Annotated in this window: 20 protein-coding genes and 1 pseudogene; 12 read left to right on the top strand and 9 right to left on the bottom strand. The window is 65.1% G+C overall.

From position 1 onward, the window contains the following. Nucleotides 1–86: 86 nt before the first annotated feature. Both ybaK and ABIA40_RS24525 read left to right on the top strand, forming a co-directional pair. Complete coding sequence (ybaK, locus tag ABIA40_RS24530; RefSeq protein ID WP_157285465.1) at nucleotides 87–560, top strand: Cys-tRNA(Pro) deacylase; 474 nt, start codon at nucleotides 87–89, stop codon at nucleotides 558–560. A 16-nt stretch (nucleotides 561–576) separates the two neighbouring features. Continuing rightward, the gene (locus tag ABIA40_RS24525) at nucleotides 577–1,662 is read left to right on the top strand and encodes a HupE/UreJ family protein (RefSeq protein ID WP_404543586.1); all 1,086 of its coding nucleotides are present in this window, start codon (nucleotides 577–579) and stop codon (nucleotides 1,660–1,662) included. 17 nt (nucleotides 1,663–1,679) lie between these two features. Here ABIA40_RS24525 and ABIA40_RS24520 read toward each other — a convergent pair whose 3' ends face one another. Further along, on the bottom strand, nucleotides 1,680–2,357 hold the full coding sequence (locus ABIA40_RS24520; RefSeq protein ID WP_404543585.1) for a GntR family transcriptional regulator: 678 nt from the start codon (nucleotides 2,355–2,357) through the stop codon (nucleotides 1,680–1,682). Between the two features lie 140 nt (nucleotides 2,358–2,497). Here ABIA40_RS24520 and tcuA point away from each other — a divergent pair, with 140 nt between their 5' ends. Together tcuA and tcuB are read left to right on the top strand one after the other, a co-directional pair. Then, nucleotides 2,498–3,889, top strand: a complete 1,392-nt coding sequence (gene tcuA / locus ABIA40_RS24515; protein WP_404543583.1) for an FAD-dependent tricarballylate dehydrogenase TcuA — start codon at nucleotides 2,498–2,500, stop codon at nucleotides 3,887–3,889. Next, on the top strand, nucleotides 3,876–4,976 hold the full coding sequence (gene tcuB, locus ABIA40_RS24510; protein ID WP_404543581.1) for a tricarballylate utilization 4Fe-4S protein TcuB: 1,101 nt from the start codon (nucleotides 3,876–3,878) through the stop codon (nucleotides 4,974–4,976). The genes tcuA and tcuB overlap by 14 nt, the downstream gene beginning before the upstream one ends. Before the next feature lie 27 nt (nucleotides 4,977–5,003). On the opposite strand, the gene ABIA40_RS24505 is transcribed toward tcuB, so the two are convergent. Then, complete coding sequence (locus ABIA40_RS24505; RefSeq protein WP_404543579.1) at nucleotides 5,004–8,408, bottom strand: acyl-[ACP]--phospholipid O-acyltransferase; 3,405 nt, start codon at nucleotides 8,406–8,408, stop codon at nucleotides 5,004–5,006. A gap of 662 nt (nucleotides 8,409–9,070) precedes the next feature. On the opposite strand from ABIA40_RS24505, the gene ABIA40_RS24500 reads away from it, so the two are divergent. Further along, nucleotides 9,071–9,691 (top strand): TetR/AcrR family transcriptional regulator, encoded by a 621-nt coding sequence (locus ABIA40_RS24500; RefSeq protein WP_404546344.1) that lies wholly within the window; start codon nucleotides 9,071–9,073, stop codon nucleotides 9,689–9,691. Between the two features lie 8 nt (nucleotides 9,692–9,699). Here ABIA40_RS24500 and ABIA40_RS24495 read toward each other — a convergent pair whose 3' ends face one another. From ABIA40_RS24495 to ABIA40_RS24485, 3 genes are all read right to left on the bottom strand, one after another. Next, nucleotides 9,700–11,013: a GGDEF domain-containing protein gene (locus ABIA40_RS24495; RefSeq protein WP_404543577.1), complete on the bottom strand. Its 1,314-nt coding sequence runs from the start codon at nucleotides 11,011–11,013 to the stop codon at nucleotides 9,700–9,702. Nucleotides 11,014–11,340: 327 nt separating this feature from the next. Further along, the gene (gene pncB, locus ABIA40_RS24490; RefSeq protein ID WP_036011351.1) at nucleotides 11,341–12,645 is read right to left on the bottom strand and encodes a nicotinate phosphoribosyltransferase; all 1,305 of its coding nucleotides are present in this window, start codon (nucleotides 12,643–12,645) and stop codon (nucleotides 11,341–11,343) included. Nucleotides 12,646–12,744: 99 nt separating this feature from the next. After that, on the bottom strand, nucleotides 12,745–13,674 hold the full coding sequence (locus tag ABIA40_RS24485) for a LysR family transcriptional regulator (RefSeq protein WP_404543576.1): 930 nt from the start codon (nucleotides 13,672–13,674) through the stop codon (nucleotides 12,745–12,747). Nucleotides 13,675–13,764: 90 nt separating this feature from the next. On the opposite strand from ABIA40_RS24485, the gene pcaH reads away from it, so the two are divergent. Together pcaH and pcaG are read left to right on the top strand one after the other, a co-directional pair. After that, complete coding sequence (gene pcaH, locus ABIA40_RS24480; RefSeq protein WP_036026596.1) at nucleotides 13,765–14,553, top strand: protocatechuate 3,4-dioxygenase subunit beta; 789 nt, start codon at nucleotides 13,765–13,767, stop codon at nucleotides 14,551–14,553. A 5-nt stretch (nucleotides 14,554–14,558) separates the two neighbouring features. Next, nucleotides 14,559–15,185 (top strand): protocatechuate 3,4-dioxygenase subunit alpha, encoded by a 627-nt coding sequence (gene pcaG / locus ABIA40_RS24475; protein ID WP_404543574.1) that lies wholly within the window; start codon nucleotides 14,559–14,561, stop codon nucleotides 15,183–15,185. A gap of 23 nt (nucleotides 15,186–15,208) precedes the next feature. Here the strand turns inward: pcaG and ABIA40_RS24470 are convergent, their stop codons facing one another. Together ABIA40_RS24470 and ABIA40_RS24465 are read right to left on the bottom strand one after the other, a co-directional pair. Then, nucleotides 15,209–15,820 carry an NYN domain-containing protein gene (locus tag ABIA40_RS24470; RefSeq protein WP_036035558.1) on the bottom strand — a complete coding sequence of 204 codons (612 nt, stop codon included), beginning with the start codon at nucleotides 15,818–15,820 and terminating at the stop codon, nucleotides 15,209–15,211. 346 nt (nucleotides 15,821–16,166) lie between these two features. Further along, complete coding sequence (locus tag ABIA40_RS24465) at nucleotides 16,167–17,072, bottom strand: helix-turn-helix domain-containing protein (RefSeq protein WP_404543572.1); 906 nt, start codon at nucleotides 17,070–17,072, stop codon at nucleotides 16,167–16,169. Nucleotides 17,073–17,121: 49 nt separating this feature from the next. Here ABIA40_RS24465 and pobA point away from each other — a divergent pair, with 49 nt between their 5' ends. Then, nucleotides 17,122–18,294 carry a 4-hydroxybenzoate 3-monooxygenase gene (pobA, locus tag ABIA40_RS24460; protein WP_404543571.1) on the top strand — a complete coding sequence of 391 codons (1,173 nt, stop codon included), beginning with the start codon at nucleotides 17,122–17,124 and terminating at the stop codon, nucleotides 18,292–18,294. A gap of 57 nt (nucleotides 18,295–18,351) precedes the next feature. Here pobA and ABIA40_RS24455 read toward each other — a convergent pair whose 3' ends face one another. Further along, nucleotides 18,352–20,502 (bottom strand): CHASE2 domain-containing protein, encoded by a 2,151-nt coding sequence (locus ABIA40_RS24455; RefSeq protein WP_404543569.1) that lies wholly within the window; start codon nucleotides 20,500–20,502, stop codon nucleotides 18,352–18,354. Nucleotides 20,503–20,536: 34 nt separating this feature from the next. After that, nucleotides 20,537–21,206: pseudogene (locus tag ABIA40_RS24450) on the bottom strand (hypothetical protein). A gap of 255 nt (nucleotides 21,207–21,461) precedes the next feature. Between ABIA40_RS24450 and ABIA40_RS24445 the strand changes: the two are divergent. The 4 genes from ABIA40_RS24445 (at nucleotide 21,462) to ABIA40_RS24430 (ending at nucleotide 23,325) form a co-directional block, all read left to right on the top strand. Continuing rightward, a complete protein-coding gene (locus ABIA40_RS24445; protein ID WP_271538602.1) occupies nucleotides 21,462–21,713 on the top strand; it encodes a hypothetical protein in 252 nt (83 codons plus the stop codon). 144 nt (nucleotides 21,714–21,857) lie between these two features. Then, nucleotides 21,858–22,301: a hypothetical protein gene (locus tag ABIA40_RS24440; RefSeq protein ID WP_404543568.1), complete on the top strand. Its 444-nt coding sequence runs from the start codon at nucleotides 21,858–21,860 to the stop codon at nucleotides 22,299–22,301. A 158-nt stretch (nucleotides 22,302–22,459) separates the two neighbouring features. Further along, nucleotides 22,460–22,744 carry a hypothetical protein gene (locus ABIA40_RS24435; protein WP_036011293.1) on the top strand — a complete coding sequence of 95 codons (285 nt, stop codon included), beginning with the start codon at nucleotides 22,460–22,462 and terminating at the stop codon, nucleotides 22,742–22,744. A 134-nt stretch (nucleotides 22,745–22,878) separates the two neighbouring features. Then, a complete protein-coding gene (locus ABIA40_RS24430; protein WP_157285483.1) occupies nucleotides 22,879–23,325 on the top strand; it encodes a CHRD domain-containing protein in 447 nt (148 codons plus the stop codon). The last annotated feature ends 23 nt before the right edge of the window (nucleotides 23,326–23,348 follow it).

Here is a 23,348-nt window from a genome sequence, read left to right as displayed (position 1 = left end):
ATGACAGCTATTGCGGTGCTAGGTTGTCCCACACAGTCGATGCTTCGTTGCTTCGCTCCTCGCAATGACGGTGGTAAATACCGTCCATGTCCAAAGTCACCCCCGCCACACGCGCACTCGCGGCCGCCGGTGTTGCCTTCACCGTTCACACCTATGACTATGATCCCGACGCCGAGAGCATCGGGCTCCAGGCGGCGGCCGCGCTCGGCGAGGACCCGGCGCGCGTCCTGAAGACGCTGATGGCGCTGGTCGACGGCAAGCCGGTCTGCGTGGTCGTGCCGTCCGACCAGGAAGTCTCGATGAAGAAGCTGGCGGCGGCGGCGAGCGGCAAGTCGGCGCAGATGATGAAGCCGCCCGAGGCCGAGCGCGTCACCGGCTACAAGGTCGGCGGCATCAGCCCGTTCGGGCAGCGCAAGCCTGTGCGCACCGTGATCGAGCAGAGCGCGCTTGCGCATGATCTCGTCTATCTCAACGGTGGCCAGCGCGGCTTGCAGGTGCGGATGAAGCCCACCGGCGTGCGGGATGTTCTGAAGGCGGTCGTGGCGGATGTGCTGGCATGAGCGATGGAGCAGGATCATGAGGCAGCCGCTTCTGGCGTGGCTCGCGGTGCTGCTCGGCCTTGCGTTTCCGGCAGAGGCGCATGAGGTCAACCTCGTCACGGCGCGGGTAGCGCTGAGCCCTGATCGCACGGTGAACGTCGAGCTCGGATTGAAGGGCAGCGATGTCGATCGTCTGGTCGGTAGGAAGATCTATGATGCGAGACGGGATGCGGTCGATCCTGCCGCGGTGGAAGCGGCCAGATCCGCCATCCTCGCCTATATGAGGACGCACCTGGCTGTTACAGGCGGTGCCAAGGCCTGTGTTGCTGGAGATGCCGCGATCCTGGCCGACGGCGACGGTATCATCTATCGCAATAGCTTTGCCTGCGCCGCCGCCGCCGGCGATATCATCTATCGCTCCACCGTGCTGACCGAAAAGGACCCGGCCGCGCGTCAGATCGTGCTGATTGCCCAGGGCCGGTCGGAAAAACAGGCCTTGCTCGATGTCGGCAACACGACGGTCACGCTTTCAACCGCGCCGCCGTCGCTGTGGACGACGATGCAGCGCTATGTCGTCACCGGAATCGAGCACATCTTCCTCGGCTACGATCACATCGCATTTCTGGTTGCAGTCGTCTTGTGGGCACGCAGGCTCGTTCCGGTCATCAAGATCGTCACCGCCTTCACCATCGCCCATTCGTTGACGTTGTCGCTGGCGGCGTTGAACATCCTGGTCATCCCGAGCCGCATCGTGGAGCCCGCGATTGCGGCTTCGATCGTGTTCGTCGCGGTCGAGAACTTCTTTTCGCGCGACGTCGACCGGCGCTGGCGTGTGGCTTTTCTGTTCGGCTTGATCCACGGCTTCGGCTTCGCCGGCGTGCTTCGCGAGATCGGCCTGCCGCCGGATGCGATCGTTCCAGCGCTGGCTGCCTTCAATGTCGGCGTCGAGATCGGGCAGATCGCGATCGTCGCGCTGATGTTGCCGGCGCTCGGCTTGTTGGACAGGCTGACCGCGGCCGGCCGGGAGGAGCCGGCGCGGGCGGCGGGGCTGGTGTACGCCATGTCCGGCGGGATCGGTCTGCTCGGCGGATATTGGCTCCTGATACGTGTGTTCGAGGCGTGATCGCGTCGGCGATCGGCTTATTGCTTCTGCAACAATTTCAGCCGGCAGCGCAGCGCCTCGCGAATATGCGCGCGAGCGAGCTGCTCGGCCTTGTCGCCGTCGCGCGCGGCGATGGCTGCAATGATCGCCTGATGCTCGCCATGGCTCGTCCTGGGGCGGCCAGTGACCGTGAACGTGGTCGGGCCGAGCAGGGCGATCCAGTCCTGCAATTCCCGCGAGGCGTTGTCGAGATAGCGGTTGCGCGCCGCGCGGCAGATGGTCTCGTGGAAGCCACGGTTGAGCCTTGCCATTTCGGCGGCATCGTTCGCTTCGACGAAGGCCTGCTCGATATCGCGGAGCGCGTCGATCTCCGGCGGAGAAGCGTGCGCGGCGGCCAGGCGCGCGGCGGCGCCTTCCATGATCTCGCGCATGGCGTAGAGCTCGAGCACTTCGGAAATGTCCAGATTGCGCACGATCAGCCCGCGGCCGCCGGCAGGCGCGACGAAGCCGCGCGCGGCGAGCCGGCCCAGCGCTTCCCGCACCGGCGTGCGACTGACCTTCAGCCGCCGGGCGACCTCTTCCTCGCGCAGCCGGTCGCCGGCGCGGTAGCTGCCGGCCTGGAGCGCCTCGCACAGCGAGCGGAACACGGCTTCGCCGAGCGCAACGCCGCCGCCGCGTGCGATCGTTCCACTTGAGCCTGCCGGACGCCTGGCCATTATCCCTCGACGCGCATCCTGCCATGCAGAGACGCCGCTTGCACCATCAATGTATATCTTTGTATACAAAAGTGCGCAATGGCGGATTGAGGCCGATTGCGGGAAAAATGTCTCCAACTTCGCCGCATCGGGCAGACGGGATGAGCAGCAAATACGACGTGCTGGTGATCGGCGGCGGCAATGCGGCCCTGTGCGCGGCGATCAGCGCGCGGCGCGGCGGAGCGTCAGTGCTGGTGCTCGAGGCCGCACCAAAATTCTACCGCGGCGGCAACACCCGGCACACCCGCAACATGCGCTGCGCCCATGACGCCGCGACCGAAATCCTGACTGGACCCTATACCGAGGAGGAGTTCTGGGAGGACCTGCTGCGCGTCACCGGCGGGCAAACCGACGAGGTGCTGGCGCGCCATATGATCCGCGAATCCAAGGACATCCTGAACTGGATCGTGGAGCAGGGCGTGCGTTGGCAGCCTTCGCTGGGCGGCACGCTCGGCCTCGGCCGCACCAATTCTTTTTTCCTCGGCGGCGGCCGGGCCATGCTGAACGCGCTGTATCTGACCGCCGAGCGGCTCGGCGTCGCCGTCGAATACGACGCCGAGGTGACCGATCTCGTGATCGAGGACGGCCAGTTCCTCGCCGCGCGCCTGAAGCGGCCGATCGAGGGCGAGACCGAAGTCCGTGCTACCTCGCTGGTTGCGGCGGCCGGCGGGTTCGAGGCCAACATCGAATGGCTGAAGCAATATTGGGGCGAGGCCGCCGACAACTTCCTGATCCGCGGCACGCCGTATAATCGCGGCTCCATCCTGAAGATGCTGCTCGACAAGGGCGTGCAGGAGGTCGGCGATCCCACCCAATGTCATGCGGTCGCGATCGATGCCCGCGCGCCGAAATTCGACGGCGGCATCATCACGCGGCACGACTCCGTCGTGTTCGGCATCGTCGTCAACAAGCACGCCCAGCGCTTCTACGACGAGGGCGAGGACATCTGGCCGAAGCGCTACGCGATCTGGGGCCGGCTGGTCGCGGCGCAGCCCGACCAGATCGCCTACATCATCTTCGATTCCACCGTCGTGACCAGCTTCATGCCGACGTTGTTTTCGCCTATCGCCGGGCAGACGATTGCGGAGCTCGCCGGCAAGCTCGCGCTCGATCCGGTCGCGCTGGAAAAGACCATCACCGAGTTCAACGCCGCGGTGCGGCCCGGGACCTTCGACCACACCATTCTGGATGATTGCGTGACGGAGGGCATTACGCCGCCCAAAACGCATTGGGCGCGCCGGATCGAGACGCCGCCTTTTCTCGCCTATCCGGTGCGGCCCGGCATCACCTTCACCTATCTCGGCACGCGCGTGAACAAGGAGGCGCGAATGCTGATGAAGGACGGCAAGCCGTCCGCTAACATGTTCGCGGCCGGCGAGATCATGGCCGGCAATGTGCTCGGCAAGGGTTATGCGGCCGGCATGGGCATGACCATCGGCAGCGTTTTCGGGCGGATCGCAGGACGGGAAGCGGCGAAACATGCACGGAACTAGAATTTTGGACGAAGCCGACCGTCTGATGACGGTCTGCAATTCCTGCCGCTATTGCGAGGGCCTGTGCGCGGTGTTTCCGGCCATGGAGATGCGCCGCGCCTTCTCGGACGGCGATCTCAACTACCTCGCCAATCTCTGCCATTCCTGCGGCGCCTGCTATGTCGACTGCCAGTTCTCGCCGCCTCACGAATTCAACGTCAACGTCCCGAAGACGCTGGCGGTTGCGCGCGCGGAGTCCTATGCGGCCTATGCCTGGCCGCGGGCGCTCTCCGGCACATTTGCGCGCAACGGCCTCGTCATCAGCATCACCGCCGCGCTCAGCATGGCTGCCTTCATCCTCGGCTTTGTGGCCGTGAACGACCGCAGCGTGCTGTTCGGCGTGCATACCGGCCCCGGCGCCTTCTACAAGCTGATGCCGCACAACGCGATGGTCGCGCTGTTTGGCGCCGCATTCCTCTACGCGATCCTCGCACTCGTCATGAGCGTGCGTGCCTTCTGGCGCGACATCGGCACACCGATCGGCGGCCGCGCTGACGGCGGCTCGATCTTTCAGGCGGTCCGCGACGCCGGCGAGCTGCGCTATCTCCATGGCGGCGGCGTCGGCTGCTACAACGAGGACGACAAGCCCACCGATCGGCGCAAGCTCTATCACCACCTGACCTTCTACGGCTTCCTGCTGTGCTTCGCAGCGACCTCGGTGGCGACGCTCTATCATTATCTGCTCGGCCGCGAGGCGCCCTATCCGTGGTGGGACCTGCCTGTGGTGCTCGGCACGCTCGGCGGCATCGGCCTGATCGTCGGGCCGATCGGCCTGTTCACCGCCAGGATGCGGCGCGACCCCGCGCTGCTCGACGAGGTCAGCTACGGCATGGATGTCGGCTTCATCGCCATGCTGTTCCTGACCGGGCTCACCGGAATGCTGCTGTTGGTGCTGCGCGAGACGAGCGCGATGGGGCCGCTGCTCGCGCTGCATCTCGGTGCCGTGTTCGCATTGTTCATCACCATGCCCTACGGCAAGTTCGTGCACGGCCTTTATCGCTTCGCCGCGCTGGTGCGCTATGCGCAGGAGCGGCGGACGGCGGCGTGACCCGCGCGCCGCCCGTCTCGCAACCTCTTACGCCACCTCGCGCTCCGGCGGGGATGCCTGCTCGCGCGCCATCGTCGTGGCCGTGACATAGTCGGTCTTGCCGGTGCCGAGCAACGGCACCTTGTCGACCACCATGATCGCAGCGGGCACGGTCAGCTCGGAGGCGCCGATCGCCTTGGCCTGGGCCTGCATCGCACTGCGCTCGGCGTTCTTCTCGGTCGTCAGCAGCACGATGCGCTCGCCCTTGCGCTGGTCGGGGATCGACACGGCGACGGATGCCGCCTGCGGCCATAGCGACGCCGCGATGGCTTCGACTGCCGACAGCGAGACCATTTCGCCCGCGATCTTGGCAAAGCGCTTGGCGCGGCCCTTGATGGTGATGAAGCCGGCCGCGTCGATCGAAACGATGTCGCCGGTGTCGTGCCAGCCGTCGGGGAGCGTTTCGAGCACGCCGGGATTTTCGGCCCTGAGGTAACCGAGCATCACGTTCGGGCCGCGCACCGAGAGGCGTCCGCCTTCCTCGATGCCGGGGACCGGATCGAGACGGCTTTCCATCAGCGGTGACAGGCGCCCGACGGTGCCGGGACGGTTGGCCATCGGCGTGTTCATCGCCAGCACCGGCGCCGTCTCGGTGACGCCATAGCCTTCGAGGATGCGGATGCCGTAGCGCTCCATGAACACCTGTCGCGTGCGATCCTTGACCGCCTCGGCGCCGGCGATGACGAGGCGCAGGGTGCGGAAGTCGTAAGCGTGCGCCGAGCGGGCATAGCCGGTCAGGAACGTGTCGGTGCCGAACAGGATCGTGGCGCCGGTCTGGTAGATCAGCTCGGGCACGATCCGGTAGTGCAGCGGCGAGGGATACATGTAGATCGGAATGCCCGCCAGCATCGGCATCATCATTCCGCCCGTGAGTCCAAACGAGTGGAACACCGGCAGCACGTTGAACACCTTGTCGTTGGCATTGGCGTCGACCCGCGCCAGCGCCTGCGCCGCGTTGGCGAGGATGTTGCGATGGGACAGCACCACGCCCTTCGGCGTGCCTTCCGAGCCCGAGGTGAACAGCACGACGGCGGGATCGTTGGCCTGGCGGGGCACGCGCGGCATGGTGCCGGCAAGCAGGCCCTTGATCTTGTCGGCGAGGCCGATCGAGGCGCGGACGTCCTCGAGATAGACGACGCGCGCTTCCGCCGCGATCGCGGTCATCAGCTTGTCGAGCTTGCCTTTCTCGATGAAGGCCTTCGACGTCAGCACGGTCTTGACCTGCGCGGCCTTCATCGCGGCGAGCACATTGACCGGCCCGGCCGAGAAGTTGAGCATCGCCGGCACCCGGCCGCTGTTCTGCAGCGCCATGAAGACGACGGCAACGCCCGCGGAGTTCGGCAGCAGCACGCCGACATTCTCGCCGATTGCGGTGCCGCTCTCCAGCTTCCGGCTCAGCACCTGCGCGCCGAGGATCAGCTTGCGATAGGTCAGCTTGGTGCCGAGCGCGTCCTCGATGATGACCTTGCCGGTGTCGCGGTCGCGATAGGCGTGTCCGAGTGCCTCGAACAGCGTGTGATCGAGCATGGCGTTCTTGACGAGGGCGTCGATCATGACGTCCTGCAGCGCGGCACCGGCGGCGTTGCGGCGTGCCTTGCCCTTGAGCGTTTCGTCGACCGGAAGCTTGACCGGCGGCAGGATCGTGACCGTCACGCGCGGAAACCAGGACCGCTTGATCTGGCTGGAGTTGAGATAGCTGAGATAGGAGCGCTGCGCGCCTTCGATGCGGACCGGCACGACCACGGCGTCGGCCTTGTCCGCGATCATCGCGGTGCCGTCATACACCTTCATCAGCGAGCCCGAGACGGTGATCCGTCCTTCCGGGAAGATCACGACGGGCTCGCCCGCGGCGACGAGCTTGATCAGGTCGCGTGCGGCCAGCGGCTTGGTCGGATCCATGGTGTAGTGCTTGACGGCGCGCAGGAACGGTTTGGCCCACCAGGCCTTGGCGATGCCGGTATCGACTGCAAAGCTCGCGTCGATCGGCAGCACGGCGTGCAGCAACGGGCCGTCGATCAGGCTGACATGGTTGGGCGCGATCAGCATGCGCGTTCCCGGAGGCGGCAGGTTTTCGAGGCCGCGCACCTCGGTACGGAACAGGGCACGGAACAGAAGCCCGCCGGCGTCGCGCACGCCCTCCTTGCCCCACTTGGTCAGCACGAACCACACCGCGCCGAAGCTGGCGACGCCGAGGCCGAAGAAGATCCAGCCGATATGCAGACCGGCCGCCTGCAGCAGCGCGACGAACAGCGAGCCGACCACCATGAAGGCGGCCTGCAGCACGTTGCCGGCGGCGATGATGCGGGCGCGTTCGGAAGGTTGCGACCAGGCCTGCACCGCTGCAAAGGACGGAACGACGAACAGGCCGCCGCCGAACGCGAAGGCGACGAAGTCGGCCAGCATGCGCAAGCCGGCGAACGAGGTCGCAAAGCCGAGCGCGGTGATGTCCTGCCCCTTGGCGGTGACGCCGATGGCGAAGGCGAGATCGAGGCCCGCAAAGCCCATGATGATGGCGCCGATCGGCACCAGCGCGAGGTTCGGGCGAACGTGGCTGAGGCTGGCGGCAAACAGCGAGCCGATGGCGATGCCGATCGCGAAGATCGCAAGGCACAGCGTCACCACGCCCTCGGTGCCGCCGACGACGTCCTTGATCAGCGCCGGCAGCAGTGACAGCACGATGGCGCCGACCAGCCAGAACCAGGAGACGATCACGGTGCCGTCCCAGAGGCGATGGTCGGCACGAAGCGTCCTGAGCAGGCTCACCGTCGAGGTCCAGGGATTGGCATCGACGGGCAGCTCAGGCGCGGAGGGCGTCGTCTGCGGGATGCGGGAGGCGAACGCCCACGACAACACGGCCAGCCCGACCACGGCCGATGCGACCCAGCCCATATGCGCGGAGCCGGCCACGAACTGGCCGCCGGCGACGGTGCCGAGCAGGATCGCCATGAAGGTCGCGCCTTCGACCAGCGCGTTGCCGGTCGCGAGTTCGCCGAGCTCGAGCTGGTCCGGTAGCATCGCATACTTCACGGGACCGAACAGGGCGGCGATGGTGCCGAACAGCGCGAGCGCCGCGAACAGCAGCGGCACCGAATGCAGGAAGAAGCCGGCAGCGGCGAAGCAAGCTGCGAAGATCTCGACGAATTTGAGCCGCCTTGCGACGACGGATTTGACGTATTTGTCGGCGAGCTGGCCGCCGAGCCCGGACAGGATGAAGTAGGGGAAGATGAAGACGGCGCCTGCCACCGTCACCAGCGCATCGCCATGGCTCGTCGCGGCGCTGTAGAGCAGGATGATGACGAGCGCGTTCTTGAGCACGTTGTCATTGAGCGCCGAGAAGAATTGCGCCCAGAACAGCGGCGCGAAGCGGCGTGACGACATCAATTCCCTGATCATGACTAGTCCTGTTTTGGCAAGGCAGACTGAGGTTGTTACGTTGTCTGTGAAACGTCACGACCGGAAGCATAGGGCGAACGATTGCGCGGCAACCAAGTTGCTGGCCTGCTCTGTCCCCTCGGTTCCTCCGATCCTGTTGGTCTCCAATCGGCATCGTTAGGTTCGCAAATATCCGGTCGAGGCCGGGCGGAGCGGCCTCGCTCGCCCGGATATGGCGCCGGGCGATGAAGGAAAGACTGACCCGCATCGTCGAAATCCGCCGGATCGGCCACGCCCGTCCGGACATGGTTAAGTCCATCCTTGCAGCCGGCGCTTGCATTCGAGCCGACCCGCGTGCACGTGCCTCAGGTGAGATGGGCGAGGTGGCGAAACGGCGAGAAGCGGCCGAGCAGGCTGAACCGGCGCTGCTCCTGACGCGCACGGGCACGATTGGTCCGCCACAGCCGGAAGGTCGCCCGGCGCTCGGCGAGCACACCTGCGACGTCGCAGGCATTGGCGATGCGATTGATCGGCGCCATGGCCAGCCGCAGCAGGGCCCGGCCAAAGCCGGCGACAAGGGCGGCGGCGTCATCGACGAAGGTGGTGGCGATCTCGACAGCAAGGGTTTGCATTTTCCAGGTCTCCAGGTTAAATTGAACAATGTTCACATGAGTAGCTTGAAAATGAACAATGTTCAAGAAGAATCGCGGCGCGATCAGAAAAAATTTCGCCGCCGGCTCCATATCGTCGAGATCGCCCGCGGCATCATCTCAGCTAAGGGGTTGAGATCATTGAAGGTTCGGGATGTTGCCGAGGCTGCCGGCTGCTCGGTCGGCAGCGTCTATAACGAGTTTGGCGACTTCGACGGGGTCATTCTGACGGTGAACCGGGAAACGGTTCAGGCGCTCACGGCCCGACTCCGTGCTGTTCCTGCCGAGGATCCGGTCCGCCAGCTCTATGGGCTCGCCGAGACTTATCTCGACTTCTTCGCCGCGCACGCCAATTTGCTGCGCTCCCTGTTCGAGCATCGGATGGAGGACGATCGCCCCTATCCGGACGACATCCTCCAGATGGTGATGGATGCGTTCGCGCTGATGCATCCGCCCCTGGTGCGGCTATTGCCGGATGCGGACGACGTGAAGATCGCGCTGCTGTCACGCACGCTGTTTTCCGCCGTGCATGGCATCATCTCGCTCGGCCTAGAGGAGCGCATGGTGGCCGTGCCGTCGCAGATGCTGCGCCAGCAGATCGAACAATTCATCGACACCCATCTCGCAGGACTTGGAATTCGGCCCCTGCGGTGACGACGCCATTACCCTCGTGCCGCGACCGCTTCGCGCGGGCGCGGCGCAACGACGACAACGTCCGATCGCCCATTCTCGACCTGAACGCGGTTGCGGCCCTTTTCCTTGGCGCGGTAGCAGGCGGCATCCGCGCGTCGCATCGCATCCTCGAGCGTGATGTTGCCGTCGGCGATGCAGGCGACGCCGATGCTGGCGGTCACGGCAAAGCAACGGTCGTCCCAGGCGAAATTGAACAGCTCCAGCGACCGGCGCAGACGCTCGGCGATGTCGACGGCATCGAAGGGCGAGCATCGCGGCAGGATCAGGCCGAATTCGTCGCCGCCGAGCCGGGCCACCAGATCATGCGCATGCCGGTCCTGCTGCAGCAGGCGCGAGACCTGGCAGAGCAGGCGGTCGCCGGCGAGGTGGCCGCAACTGTCGTTGACGCTCTTGAACTGGTCGAGGTCGAGCAGGATGAGGGCGAGCGCACCCGCCGCGGCATTGTCCAGCTCGGCTTGCAGGCGCGCCTCGAAGGCGCGGCGGTTGGAGAGGCCGGTCAACCAATCATGCGATGCCTGCCAGGCCAAGCGCTCCTTCTCGGCATGCAAGGCGTCTTCGAAGGTCTGCCGTTGCCGCACCAGGCGCCGCGTATGCCAGATCAGGAGCAGGATCAGCGCCGCGGCGGTGAGGATGTTGATGCCCGTCAGCGTCAGCTTGATCGCCCGGGATCCTTCGCCGAGGACGGTGGAGAATTGCTTGGCATGCACCGTGAACTGGGCATTGAGCTCCGATAGCCGCGACGACAGGAATTGCAGGCGGTCGTCGTCCTGAATGGGACCTTTCTTCAGCTCGGATCGAATGACCTCGCCGAACACGCTGAGCTCCAGCAGCATGGGATCGGTGGCGGCCCATTCCCTGATTGCGTCCTGGAGGAAGCTGACGCGATTGAAATAGCGAAACAGCCAGATCAGTCCCGGGACGTCATCGGGATGGTTGCCGCCTTGCAGAAAGCCGACGCGGGCGGCCTCGACGTCGACCGGATCGCGTTCCAGCGCCCAGCGTGCGAACTCGTCGCCGATGGGGACGGCGAGTGAAGCCTGATATTGCGCGAACTGGCTCGGTTCGCCCGAATGCAGATAGAGATTGAGGAAGTAGACTGCGTTCTTCTGCGAGCGCGACCAGAGTGCTTCGCCGGCGACATAGGCGCGGACTGACGACATCACCTCGAGACTGAATCCGGCGATCGCCGCCTGCAGCACGACGACCATCACGAAAGGCGAGACGAGCTTGATGACGTGAAGGAGGTTGCCGCCCTCCGCCGACGCCGCTGTTCTGCGAAACACACCAGTCCCCAAGTCGATCGACGCGCCCTAGAGGGCGTTGCGCCTGCAACGCAAAGTAGACGAGATGGTTGCTTAACTCGACCTGAAACGCGCGAGGGATTGTGACGGAGGGTGAAGGTAATGTGACGTGGATGCGCGCAGATCGTTTCAAATGCCGCGAAATCGGAGCTGATGCGATATCGCGAACCAATGCTTCATCATTGCGAGCGCAGCGAAGCAGTCCAGCCTGCCTCCGCGGCATCATTCTGGATTGCTTCGTCGCAAGAGCTCCTCGCAATGACGACGTAGCGGCGGACGGGCGCTACACACTCTCCGTGGACGTGTGTCCTACACCAGCACCGGCTTGCGCACGCGACCGGCGTCGCCGAACACGCGCAGATAACGCTCGATTTCCGAGGGCAGGCCGGTCGCCTTCTCCGGATTGTCGGAGAGCTTGACGGCCGGACGGCCGTCGACCGATGAGACCTTGCAGACCAGCGAGATCGGATCGAGGCTGATTGAGCCGTCCGGCGTGCAGCCGACGAAATCGTTGGTGAGGTTGGTGCCCCAGCCAAAGGAGAGCCGCACGCGCCCTGCGAAGTGGCGATAGGTGTCCTCGATCGAGCCGACGTCCATCGCGTCGGAGAAGACGAGCAGCTTGTCCTTGGGGTTGCGACCCTGCTTCTGCCACCAGGCGATGATCTCCTCGCCGGCCTGAATCGGCGGCGCGCTGTCGGGGCGGAAGCCGGTCCAATCGGCGACCCATTCCGGTGCATCGCGGAGGAAGGTCCTGGTACCGAAGGCGTCGGGCAGCGCGATCAGGAGGTTGCCGCCGTAAGTCTGACGCCACTGGTCGAGAATGCGGTAGGGCGCCCAGCGCAATTCCTCGTCGTCCCTGGCGAGCGCGGCGGCCACCATCGGCAGCTCGTGCGCGTTGGTGCCGATGGCTTCGAGATCGTTGTCCATCGCGAGCAGCACGTTGGAGGTGCCGATGAAGGAGGGGCCGAGGCCTTCCTTCACCGCCTCGACGCACCAGCGCTGCCAGAGGAAGCCGTGGCGGCGACGCGTGCCGAAGTCGGAGAGCCGCAGGTTCTCGAGCTGGCGCAGCCGTTCGACCTTGGTCCACAACTTGGCCTTGGCGCGGGCGTAGAGCACGTCGAGCTCGAAGCGGCCGCGGCCCTTCATCGCCGCACGCGAACGCAGCTCGTTGAGGATCGCAAGCGCCGGAATCTCCCACATCGTGGTGTGGGTCCAGGGTCCGTGGAAATGCAGCTCGTACTGGCCCTCGACCTTGCGCAGCTCGTATTCGGGAAGGCGGAATTCCGCCAGCCAGCGGATGAAATCCGCCGAGAACATATGGGTCTTGCCGTAGAAGGTGTTGCCGGCCAGCCAGATCAGCTCCTTCTTGGTGAAGCGGATGGTGCGGGCATGGTCGAGCTGGGCGCGCAGCTCGCCCTCGTCGATGATCTCGGCAAGCCGCACATGGCGCGAGCGGTTGATGACCGAGAAGGTCACATTCTGACTCGGGTAGTCCTCCCGAATCATCTGCAACATCAATAGTTTGTAGAAGTCGGTATCGAGCAGGCTGCGGATAATGGGATCCAGCCGCCAGCTGTGATTGTAGGTCCGGTTCGCAATGTCAGTCACTGTCATGGGGGGATTTTAGCGCGGCTCCCCCTGCGCAACCAGTGGGTTTGGGAAGGGCAGTCTTGCGGAGCGCGGCGCCTGATATCAAGCCATGAGAACGGCAGGTCAGAACGTGGCGGCCGTCGCCGCGACGGCCTCGAGCTGGCTCCTGACCCAGCGGTGGGCCGGGTCCTTCTGGTAGCGCTGGTGCCAGACCATGAACATCGGCAGCTCGGCCAGGGTCTTCGTGCGGGACGCCAGCGGGATCGGTGTTTGCGCAAAGCCGCGCATTACGTCGGACGCGAGCAGGCTCGGCATGCTCGCCAGCATCTGTGAGCCGCGCAGAAACGACGGCACGCCCGAGAAGCTCGGCACGGAGATCGCGATGTCGCGGTGGAGCCCGTTCGCTGCCAGCCGGCGGTCGAAGTCGAGCCGCTCATTGTCGGTATAGACCACGGTGATGTGACGCGCCGCGAGATAGGCATTTCGGCTGGCCGGCGCGGCGCGCGCTTTGGGATCGTAGTAGCAGACGTAGTGATCCCTCAGCAGCCGCTTCTGCACGATGTCGACGCCCGACGGCGGCAGCGGCGTGATCAGGAGGTCGCAGCGGTTTTCGCGCAGCATCGCGGGCGAGGGCGATTGCGAGGGGATCACGCGCAGGTTCAGGCTCTTCACTTGTGCGGCGACGTGATCGAAGAACCGCGGCAACAGCAGGTCGCGCTGGAAGTCGTTGGCGGAGATCGTCAGCGACAGCTGGGCCTCCTCCGGCGCGAAGCTGACACCACCGGCAAAGCTGCGCATCTCGTCGATCAGCGCGCGTGCCTTGCTGGCCAGTGCCTGCGCATGGGCCGTCGCAACGATGCCACGGCCGGATTTGGCGAACAGCGGATCGCCGGCAATGCGTCGCAGCTTGTTCAGGGCGTGGCTGACGGCAGACTGGGTGAGGCCGAGCCGCGTCGCTGCCGCCGTCACCGAGCCTTCCTCCAGCACCGCCAGGAACAGCTCGAGGGCATGGCCGTCGAGGGCCAAATGATCGATTTCCTTCATGTAATTCATTATAATTCATCTATTTATCTTGAGAATAGGCTGGCTCATGCTCTCCCGATAAGCCGCCCGACCCCGGGCTCCCAGGGAGAGACAACGCCGATGAATGCCCAGGCGCCAGCCTTGCGGGATCCCCGCCTCAATCGTCCCGAGCCCTTGACGCCGCCGCTCGGCGACGGCGGCTTCTTCCAGCGCGACCGCGCGATCCATCCGCCGGCGCATGCGCCAGGCTACAAGTCCTCGGTGCTGCGCTCGCCGCGCCAGTCGCTGCTGTCCTTGGAGAACTCGATCTCGGAGATCACGGGGCCGGTGTTCGGCCACAACGATCTCGGCCCGCTCGACAATGATTTGATCCGCAATTACGCCAAGGACGGCGATCCCGTCGGCGAGCGCATCATCGTCCATGGCCGCGTGCTGGACGAGACCGGCCGGGGCGTTCCGAACACGCTGGTCGAGTTCTGGCAGGCCAATGCCGGCGGCCGCTACCGGCACAAGAAGGACACCTATCTGGCGCCGATCGACCCCAATTTCGGCGGCTGCGGCCGCGCGCTCACCGACGACACCGGCTACTATTACTTCCGCACCGTGAAGCCGGGCCCCTATCCCTGGCGCAACTACGTCAACAGCTGGCGCCCCGCCCACATCCACTTCTCGGTGTTCGGCTCGGGCTTTGCCCAGCGGCTGATCACGCAGATGTATTTCGAGGGCGATCCGTTGATCCCGGTCTGCCCGATCCTGACGACGATCCCGGACAAGGACGCGCTCGACCGCCTCGTGGCGCCGCTCGATCTCAACGCCTCGACGCCGTTCGACTCGCTCGCCTACCGCTTCGACATCGTGCTGCGGGGCCAGCGCTCCACCTATTTCGAAAATCGCACCGCGGGGAACTAACGTCCATGCCGCAACCGCTCAGTTATCTCAAGGAAACCGCCTCGCAGACCGCCGGGCCTTACGTCCATATCGGCCTGATCCCTGCGATGGCCGGCTTCGACATCTTCGAGACGAATTTTTCCAACGTGCTGGTGAGCCCGAACACCAAAGGCGAGCGCATCACGCTGGAGGGCAAGGTGCTCGACGGCACCGGCACGCCGCTGCGCGACGTGCTGCTGGAGATCTGGCAGGCCAATGCAGCCGGCCGCTACAACCATCCCGCCGATCGCTCCGCCGGCGCGCTGGAGGACGAGTTTCGCGGCTGGGGCCGCGCCGGCTCCGACTTCGACAGCGGCCTCGTCACCTTCGAGACCATCAAGCCGGGCGCGATCACCGACAGGACGGGGCGCAAATGCGCGCCGCACGTCAACCTCTGGATCGTCGCCCGCGGCATCAACATCGGCCTCAACACGCGGCTCTACTTCTCGGACGAGGAAGCGGCCAACGCCGCCGATCCCGTGCTCAACCTCATCGAGCAGCCGGCCCGGCGCGCAACGCTGATCGCAAAGCGCACCGACCGCGCCGGCAAGGTCGTGTATTCCTTCACGATCAATCTGCAGGGGCCGGAGGAGACGGTGTTCTTCGACGTGTGAGGTGTCGGGCCGCCGTCCTTCGATCATTCCACCCGGTCGTCGCGCCTGATCGTTCCGCGCGCGAGGAATTGCGGTGGCTGCCGCATTTCGCGCGATACAGGTCGATCGGGTGGATCGCGCCCCACTTTTGGTTTCAACTCCACCAGATCGATGAATATGTCCGCCTGCCGGCGCAGGTCGTCGGCGATCATGGGCGGCTGAGTGGAGAGTGTGGAGACGACGGTCACGCGGACGCCGCGGCGTTGCAAGGCTTCGACCAGCGAACGGAAGTCCCCATCGCCCGAGCACAACACGATCTGATCGACGTGCTGGGCAAGCTCCATCGCGCTTACGGCGAGGTCCACATCCATGCTGCCCTTCACCTTGCGGCGGCCGGTAGCGGAGTCGACGAACTCCTTGGCGAGTTTGGTGACGACGGTGAAGCCGTTGTAGTCGAGCCAATCGATCAAGGGGCGGATCGACGAATATTCCTGATCCTCGATGATCGTCGTGTAGTAGAAGGCCCGTAACAGCGTAGCTCGGCTTTGAAATTCACTGAGCAGGCGTCTGTAGTCGATCTCGAAGCCGAGCGCCTTAGCGGTGGCATGGAAATTGGAGCCGTCGATAAAGAGCGCGCTCTTCCCAAGCGAAGACATTATGCACAACTCCCAGGTTCGGCACGAAAGCCGACCGTCCAGCCGAAATGGCGCGGCGTATCGGCGGGAAATACTTGAGCGCGCCGATGGCTTGCTGAAAAAGCGGCGCAGACGACCGGACAGGGTTGGCCGCCTTGCGCCGAGGTTAGGGAGGTTCCATGCCACCAGCGCCAGGGCGCCGAATGCTGTGACGCTAGGGCGAGGGCGTGCCCCGCTCAATTGTACGGAGGTAAAGCGCCTCTATCCAAAGGATGGGGCGCTATATACGAAGGTAAGTGGCAACGAGAGACATCGCGGTTCTGCGCGGCGCGTCGATCAGACATGCCCCGGTCCTTTGTCCGGTGCCTCAGCCTTCGCCGCCATGGAGCCGCGCGCGAAACGCGCGTGGCGAAACGCCCGTGGCGGCGGCGTAGACCCGGCTGAAATAGGCGGGGTCCTCGAAGCCGAGGGCGTAGGCAATCGTCGAGACCGGCAGGTTGGTGTAGACGAGGTTGCGCCGCGCCTCCCGGATCAGTCGGTTGAGGATCAGATGCGAGGCGGTGTCGCCGGTCGCCGCCCGCGTGATCCGGTTGAGATGCGTCGGCGTTACCGACAGCGCCTCGGCATAGTCGGCGACGCTCCAGCGCTCCAGATGATGCTGCTCCAGCAGCGCCTCGAAGCGGCGGAACAACCCGCTTTCCGCGGTGCCGTTGCCGCCGGCCTCGCCCGTGAGCGCGCGGGCCACGAGCCCGATCATGGCCGACGACAAGGCGCGGAGCACATGCGCACGGCCGAAGTCGCGCGCGGCGTGCTCGGCGAAGATCTGCTTCATCGTGGCGCGGATCTGCGGCGTGCCGCGCACCACGGCCGACCGCGACAGCGCACCGCGCAGGCCCTCGGCGGCGAGCAGCGCTTCATCGAGAATCTCCGCGGCGATGGTCAACACCCACCCTTGCGTATCGGGCACGAAGCGGAAGCCGTGGACGTGGCCGACCGGCACGTTGACGACCTGCATTGGCCTCAGCGGCACCACGCGCCCGTCGAGCGTCGCCTCGCCGCCGCCGCGCTCGATCAGCAGCACCTGGTGCAGCCGGGCATGGCGGTGCACGGCCAGCGTCCAGTCGTGCAGCACCGAACGCGAGGCGATCGTCTCGCAATGCACGACATCGGGCAGATCGCCGGACTCGCCGAACAGATTGTAGACCCGGATGGCCGGGGCGGGGGCCGCGCTTTTCATGTTCGAATAGTACAAGACAAAGGCGAAACCCTCCATCGGTCTGAGGCTTAACGTATGCAAAAAAATGCCGACGGAGGACGCAAAAATGAAAGTTCAGGTCTGTATCATCGGCGGGGGGCCGTCCGGGCTGTTGCTGTCCCAGCTCCTGCACCTCAAGGGCATCGACACCATCGTGCTGGAGAAATACAGCCGCGACCACGTGCTGGCCCGGATCCGCGCCGGCGTGCTCGAGCACGGCTTTGCGAAGCTGATGCGCGAGGCGCAATGCGGCGAGCGGATGGACCGCGAGGGCGAGATCCACAACGGGTTCGAGATCGCCCATGACGGCGTGCTGTCCCATATCGACCTGCACAAGCATTCCGGCGGCAATTCGGTCCTGGTCTACGGTCAGACCGAGCTGACGCGCGACCTCTACGAGGCGCGCGACCGGGCCGGCGGCAAGGTCGTGCACAATGCCGAGGACGTCACGCCGCACGATCTGACGTCGGATCGGCCCTATGTGACGTATCGCTCGAACGGGCAGACGATCCGCGTCGATTGCGACTACATCGTCGGCGCCGACGGCTTCCATGGCGTCAGCCGCAAGTCGATCCCGAAGGACGTGCTGCGCGAATATGAGAAGGTCTATCCGTTCGGCTGGCTCGGCGTGCTGTCGCGCACGAAGCCGGTATCGCCCGAGCTGATCTACGTGAAGCACGAGCGCGGCTTTGCGCTCTGCTCGCTGCGCTCGCAGGTGCTGAGCCGCTATTACATCCAGGTGCCTTTGACCGACAAGGTGGAGGACTGGAGCGACGATGCGTTCTGGGCCGAGCTGAAGCGCCGCCTGCCGGACGAGGTCGCCGGCCGCCTGATCACGGGTCCGTCGATCGAAAAGAGCATCGCGCCCTTGCGCAGCTTCGTCGCCGAGCCGATGAGCTATGGCCGCCTGTTCCTCGCCGGCGATGCCGCGCACATCGTGCCGCCGACCGGCGCGCGCGGATTGAACAGCGCCGCATCGGACATCTACTATCTCTATCACGCGCTGCTCGCGCATTATCAGAGCGGCGACGATGCCGGTCTCAAGGGCTATTCCGCCAAGGCGCTCGCGCGAATCTGGAAGGCGCAACGCTTCTCCTGGTGGATGACGATGATGCTGCACCGCTTCCCCGACCGGATCGAATATGAGGATCGGCTGCAGCAGACGGAGCTCGACTACCTGCTCTCGTCCGAGACGGCGCAGCGGCTGCTCGCGGAGAATTATACGGGGCTGCCGTTTTAGGCGATCATCACTCTCACCCTCCCCTGGAGGGCCCCTCCAGGGGAGGGTAAGAGGTTGCTACTTTCCTTCCAGCGTATTGACCGGTGTCCAGTCCGGCGGCGGCGGAGTCTGCGTCAGCACGTTCGCACGCTTGGCGAACCGGGCTGACGCAGGATCGATCTTCGCGACGCCCTCGAACGCATCGGCCGCCTTGGCAAACTCCCGTGCCCGCCAGCACGCCAGCCCTTCCGCATAGGCTGCGGCGACCTTCGCCTGCTCGGCGCTTTCCGCGCCGGTTTCCGCCAGCGGCTCGAACACCCTGATCGCCTCGCCGCGGCCCTGCACCCTGATCGCATCGAGCTCGCGCCAGGCGAAGCTATCGCCAGTCTGCGCCATCGTGGTTTCCGAGGCCATGATCGCGGTGCCGTAATATTTGTTGGCGCCTTCGAGCCGCGAGGCGACGTTCACGGTGTCGCTCATCACGGTGTAGTTGAAGCGGCGGCGCGAGCCGATATTGCCGACCACGGCTTCGCCACTGTTGAGCCCGATACGGTGCGACAGGCCGTGACCGGCGAAGGCGGGATGGCCTTCATTGAGCTCGGCCAGCCTTTCGTGGCACTTCAGCGCAGCACGCACCGCATTGCGCGCGTGGGCGGGATCGTCGGCCGGGGCGCCGAACATGGCGACGATGGAATCGCCGATATATTTGTCGACGTAACCGCCATGGCCTTCGATGATGTCGGTCATGGCGGACAGATATTCGTTCATCAGCGTCACCAGCTCGACCGGCGTCATCGTCTCGGCGATCGACGAGAAGCCGCTGAGGTCGGAGAAGAACATGGTGACATTGCGCATCTCGCCGCCGAGCGCCGGCATCTTGCCGGAGGCGACCATGGTCTCGATCACCTCGGGCGCGAGGTAAAAGGCAAAGCTCTTGCGCAGGAAGCGCTCGTCGCGGTCGGCCAGCACGAAGCGATAGCCGATCATGATCGCGAGCGCGGCAAGGCCGGCGAGCGCCGGCTCGGTCAGCGGCAGCGCCAGGGCATGGACGAATGCGCCGACGGCAACGACCGCGTAGACGATCGTGAGACCGAGCCAGGCGATCAGGGCGCCACTCGGCGCAAACACGCCGGCTGCGCAGGCGATGACGGCCGCGAACGCGATCGTGAGAAGGGTGCGCGAGGGAAAGCCGAGCTCGGTCACGGCATCGCGCTCGATCAGGTTTCGGACCGCAGCGGCGTGCACGAACACACCGGCGACGTCGCTGCGGGCCCTTTCCGCGGTGTCCGCAGCCGCGGGCAGGGCACATCGCGCCGACGGCGTTCCGTCATGGCCGCCGGACAGGCGCATCGAGGTGAGCTTGCGATCCTCGAAGTTGAGGACGGTCCCGAGCAGCACGACCTTGCCCTCGAAGGCGCGCCGGAAGAAATCGCGGTCGCCTTTTTCGACGCAGGCGCGCAGATCGCCAAAGGAGAAGGTCGGAACGTCGCGACTGAGGCCGCGGAAGTTGAGCGTCAGCGTGTTCGGTACAGTGCTCGGGATTGCGTAGCCGGACAGCCCAGCCGCGCCGGATGGCGCCATCTCGACCTTCTCGCCGAGCGCGCGGGCGGCGAGCTCGACCGCCATTGTGGGCACCGGCTTGCCGTCGATCGAGAAGCTGAGCGGCATCCGCCGGATGACATCGTCGGCGTCGGTGTGGACATTGAGCGCGCGGACGTTGTTTCGCACCGCCAGTCGCTGCGCACGGTAGGGCACTTCCGCAAGGTCGTTGCTCAGGATCTCGCCGAGCACCAGCTTGCCGTTGTCGGAGATCTGCCGCAGCGCGATTAGATAGTCCCGGTCAAATCCGCGCATCCGGGCACCGAGCGGCGCGTCACCAAAGGGAATCTCGGATTGCTCGATCGAGTTCTTGAAGATGACGTCGAAGCCGATCACCTTGGCGCCGCCGTCGCTGATACTGCCGAGCACCCGGCCGATCTCGCGCGTCCAGGTCTGCGTCGGCGATCCCTTGAAGGGCGGGGTCTCGTAGGTTTCGCCGTCGATCGCCACGACGACAACCGGCGACGTCGCGGGATCGCGACGCTCGCCGATGATCTTCCCGCGTAGCGCGGTGAGGATGTCGAGCGAGAGGCCTTGCAGCGCCTGTAGCGGCGGGGACGTGAAGACCGCGCCCGCAAGGAGCGCGATCAGGATTGCCGCAACGATGTCCCGTCCCCCGATCCGCCGCATCGCCCCGTCGCCAATTCCGCTTATTCGAGTCCGCCTATTCGAGCCGCAGCAGGCGGCCGATGATCGGGGTCGGCGAGGAGGTGGCGCTGGCGTCGATCTGGAAGGTGTAGCGTTTGGCACCGAGAATGGCGAGGTAGCTGCCGCCCGGGGTCAGTGTCTTTCCGGGCCTTGGCAAAATCATAGAACTTGCCGCCGACCATGGCATCGCGCTTGAGCGGGACGCTGATCGTGGGCTCCTTGCCGTCGGTGCGTTCGATCACCAGCGTGCTGCCGACTTTGGCCTGCACCAGTGGCGAGACGCCGTAGAGCGTCGGCAGCTTGGCGGGCCCGCCCTTGGCGTCCGAGCGCATGGTGCGGAAGGTCGTCGCGGCGCTCTGGTTCGCTTCGCGCTCGGACAGTTTTGCCGCATTGGTGTCGCAGGGCACCTTTTCCCGCTTGACCTCGCCCAGCTGCACGGTGCTCTGCTCGGCGCCGACCAGGACGACACCTTCACTGATGGTCTCGCGCTGGCAGGATTTCAGGTAGCTGAGCGTGATGCTGGCCTTGGGCCCGAGTTTGATGATCTTGCCCGGCGCCACGTAGTCCATGAACGCGATGCCGTCGACCTTGCCCTGGACGTCCTCGACGATCGCAGCGGGAGTCTCCGCCCAAGTGGGGGCCGCAAGGCAGAATGCGCCGACACAGGCGCCGATCAGGCTTTTCATGGGAATTCTCATCCAATTCGACGATGCTCTGGTGCCCGTCCTGGTTCGATGCCTAGCAGCAGGGCGCCGGGGCAAGTGTGACCAGAATCACTCTCAGGTCTTGGTGCCACTTTAGCAGGAACAGGTTCAAACCGGCGACCGGAGAAAAATGGTGCCGCGGCAAGATGTTGGCGGATCGATCGGGTCAGGTTCATCGCGGAGATCGCAAAGCTGCGCAGTGGTGTCTCAAGACGAAGGACGAGATTTACGCGGTGGATGAGCACGCTCGACGACGGCTCCGCGGCGTTGCCCGCGGTCGCCGCGCGGCTTGAGACGGCGAGCGCGGGCGCCCAGAAGCCGCAGGCGCAGGACGAGGCGATGCTGGACGAGCTATTTGCGCGTTACACGATGGAGCGGGAGCGGGATGTCCATCGCCAGTTCCTGCAGACACTCGGGCTGAGCTCCGCCGCCACCACGCGCCGCGTCGAAGTGGTGGAGACGGCTGACGACGGCATCGAATTGTTTTGACGTCCCTGCCGCCGGGCGCGGCCGCAGAAATTTAACGGATGATTTTGCAGGGCATTAACCGTGGCGGAATGCTCGCCGTGTCGGTCATTGTCGCGCCTCAAGCTTCGTTGCAAATACACGTGGAAATTACGGGTGGATGTCTCCATGCTGAAAGAGGGCAAATACGCGGCGTGGTTCAGGACCGCGCACGCGCAAGGCACCGGTATCGTGCATCTGGCCCAAGGACGTATCTCGGGCAGCGACAGCTTCTTCAACTATGGCGGCTCCTATCAGTTCGACAACGACCGGCATTTCACGGCCGTCCTGACCACGCGGCGACATGCCGACGGGCCGCCGACCGTGTTCGGGCTCGACGAGGTCGAGGTCGAGCTCTCCGGCGTTTATAGCGGGGCGATGGCGACCTGTTCGGGAACGGCCCGGCAGGCGCCCGACGTGAGGTTCGAAGCGACTCTGATCTTCAGCCAGGAAGAGGCGCCGACTCCCGACCCCCGGGGCGCGGTCGTGAAGCTCAAGGCCGACAAGCTGCCCAAGAGGCTCGACAGCCGCTCACGGCCGCGGCATCCGTTCACGACGGGCGCGCCCAAGTGACAGTGGATCGGCAACAAGCTGCGCCGGTCCACCCGGCTCGCGTCTGCGCCGCGCTTAGCATTGCGTTGACGTTGTTGGCTCGAATTCGCGCTGCAGCAACTCCGCCTTCAGAAGCGAGAGCTATCTAGTCTGCGATAGATCAAGCGTGGTGGAAGAACATGCCTCAAATCTGGATGACATATGACGAACTCGGCGCGCTTTGCGGCTGCGATGCTGTGGAGGCGAGGGACCGCGCCATCCATTTGTCGCTCGATCGTCGCAGGAGTCGCGACGGTGCCACACGCGTCAAGCTCGATCTGGCGCTGACGGCCAAGTTCTTTGCATCCGTCCGCGAGGCGGATTTCGATCTCGACTGCGCCATTGAAGCGCTGCACGACACCCACCGGAAGATGGCCGAGCTCCTGGTTCCCTCCGAGCGTCACACGAGGCGCGGGGCGGCTTGAGCGGCGCGTGTTTCGCTTGCGAAGGCTAATTCCTGCGAGCGTTGTCCCGAATCAGCATAAGCTTTGCGGTGGAATGTCCGGCAGCCCTCGGTGTTTTCATCGCGGGGGCCAACGAAATCCGCAGGAGGAAGTGCATGAGCAAAGCCGTGTGTCGACGGTCCGTGGCACTGTTGGGGGCATTGGCGCTGGTCGGAGGCCTCAGCGCGACGAGCGGAACGGCAGGCGCGGAGGTCGTGAAGCTGCGAGCGGAGCTCAAGGGAAGCAATGAAGTGCCGCCGAACAGCTCGACCGGGTCGGGCAAGGCGGAGGCGAGCTACGACACCGAAACGAAGGTCCTGACCTACGTCGTCACCTTCACCGGGCTGACGGGACCGGCGATAGGCGCGCATTTTCACGGCCCCGGCGAGGCCGGGAAGAATGCCGGCATCGCCTTGCCGTTCAAGACGGCGCAAAGCCCGATCGAAGGCAGTGCCACCCTCACCGAGGCGCAGGCGGCGGATCTGCTGGGCGGAAAATGGTACGCGAACATTCACACGGCCGCCAACCCAGGCGGTGAGTTGCGCGGTCAGATGATGAAGTAAGGACCGCGTCGCCCGGTCATTCC

Source organism: Bradyrhizobium sp. USDA 223 (genome assembly GCF_044909005.1).
In the GTDB taxonomy this organism is placed as follows: domain Bacteria; phylum Pseudomonadota; class Alphaproteobacteria; order Rhizobiales; family Xanthobacteraceae; genus Bradyrhizobium; species Bradyrhizobium yuanmingense.
Note: the sequence above shows the minus strand (reverse complement) of the source record. Positions and strands in the feature narration are given on the sequence as shown.

Bases quoted from the DNA above. Each gene is read 5' to 3' on its own strand.
- pobA (WP_404543571.1), top strand. From the start codon at position 17,122: ATGAAAGTTCAGGTCTGTATCATCGGCGGGGGGCCGTCCGGGCTGTTG.
- ABIA40_RS24435 (WP_036011293.1), top strand. From the start codon at position 22,460: ATGCCTCAAATCTGGATGACATATGACGAACTCGGCGCGCTTTGCGGC.
- tcuA (WP_404543583.1), top strand. From the start codon at position 2,498: ATGAGCAGCAAATACGACGTGCTGGTGATCGGCGGCGGCAATGCGGCC.
- ABIA40_RS24455 (WP_404543569.1), bottom strand. From the start codon at position 20,502: ATGCGGCGGATCGGGGGACGGGACATCGTTGCGGCAATCCTGATCGCG.
- ABIA40_RS24525 (WP_404543586.1), top strand. From the start codon at position 577: ATGAGGCAGCCGCTTCTGGCGTGGCTCGCGGTGCTGCTCGGCCTTGCG.
- ABIA40_RS24500 (WP_404546344.1), top strand. From the start codon at position 9,071: ATGAACAATGTTCAAGAAGAATCGCGGCGCGATCAGAAAAAATTTCGC.
- ABIA40_RS24465 (WP_404543572.1), bottom strand. From the start codon at position 17,072: ATGGAGGGTTTCGCCTTTGTCTTGTACTATTCGAACATGAAAAGCGCG.
- ABIA40_RS24485 (WP_404543576.1), bottom strand. From the start codon at position 13,674: ATGAATTACATGAAGGAAATCGATCATTTGGCCCTCGACGGCCATGCC.
- ABIA40_RS24505 (WP_404543579.1), bottom strand. From the start codon at position 8,408: ATGATCAGGGAATTGATGTCGTCACGCCGCTTCGCGCCGCTGTTCTGG.
- ABIA40_RS24445 (WP_271538602.1), top strand. From the start codon at position 21,462: ATGAGCACGCTCGACGACGGCTCCGCGGCGTTGCCCGCGGTCGCCGCG.
- ybaK (WP_157285465.1), top strand. From the start codon at position 87: ATGTCCAAAGTCACCCCCGCCACACGCGCACTCGCGGCCGCCGGTGTT.
- pcaG (WP_404543574.1), top strand. From the start codon at position 14,559: ATGCCGCAACCGCTCAGTTATCTCAAGGAAACCGCCTCGCAGACCGCC.
- ABIA40_RS24430 (WP_157285483.1), top strand. From the start codon at position 22,879: ATGAGCAAAGCCGTGTGTCGACGGTCCGTGGCACTGTTGGGGGCATTG.
- pcaH (WP_036026596.1), top strand. From the start codon at position 13,765: ATGAATGCCCAGGCGCCAGCCTTGCGGGATCCCCGCCTCAATCGTCCC.
- ABIA40_RS24520 (WP_404543585.1), bottom strand. From the start codon at position 2,357: ATGGCCAGGCGTCCGGCAGGCTCAAGTGGAACGATCGCACGCGGCGGC.
- pncB (WP_036011351.1), bottom strand. From the start codon at position 12,645: ATGACAGTGACTGACATTGCGAACCGGACCTACAATCACAGCTGGCGG.
- ABIA40_RS24440 (WP_404543568.1), top strand. From the start codon at position 21,858: ATGCTGAAAGAGGGCAAATACGCGGCGTGGTTCAGGACCGCGCACGCG.
- tcuB (WP_404543581.1), top strand. From the start codon at position 3,876: ATGCACGGAACTAGAATTTTGGACGAAGCCGACCGTCTGATGACGGTC.
- ABIA40_RS24470 (WP_036035558.1), bottom strand. From the start codon at position 15,820: ATGTCTTCGCTTGGGAAGAGCGCGCTCTTTATCGACGGCTCCAATTTC.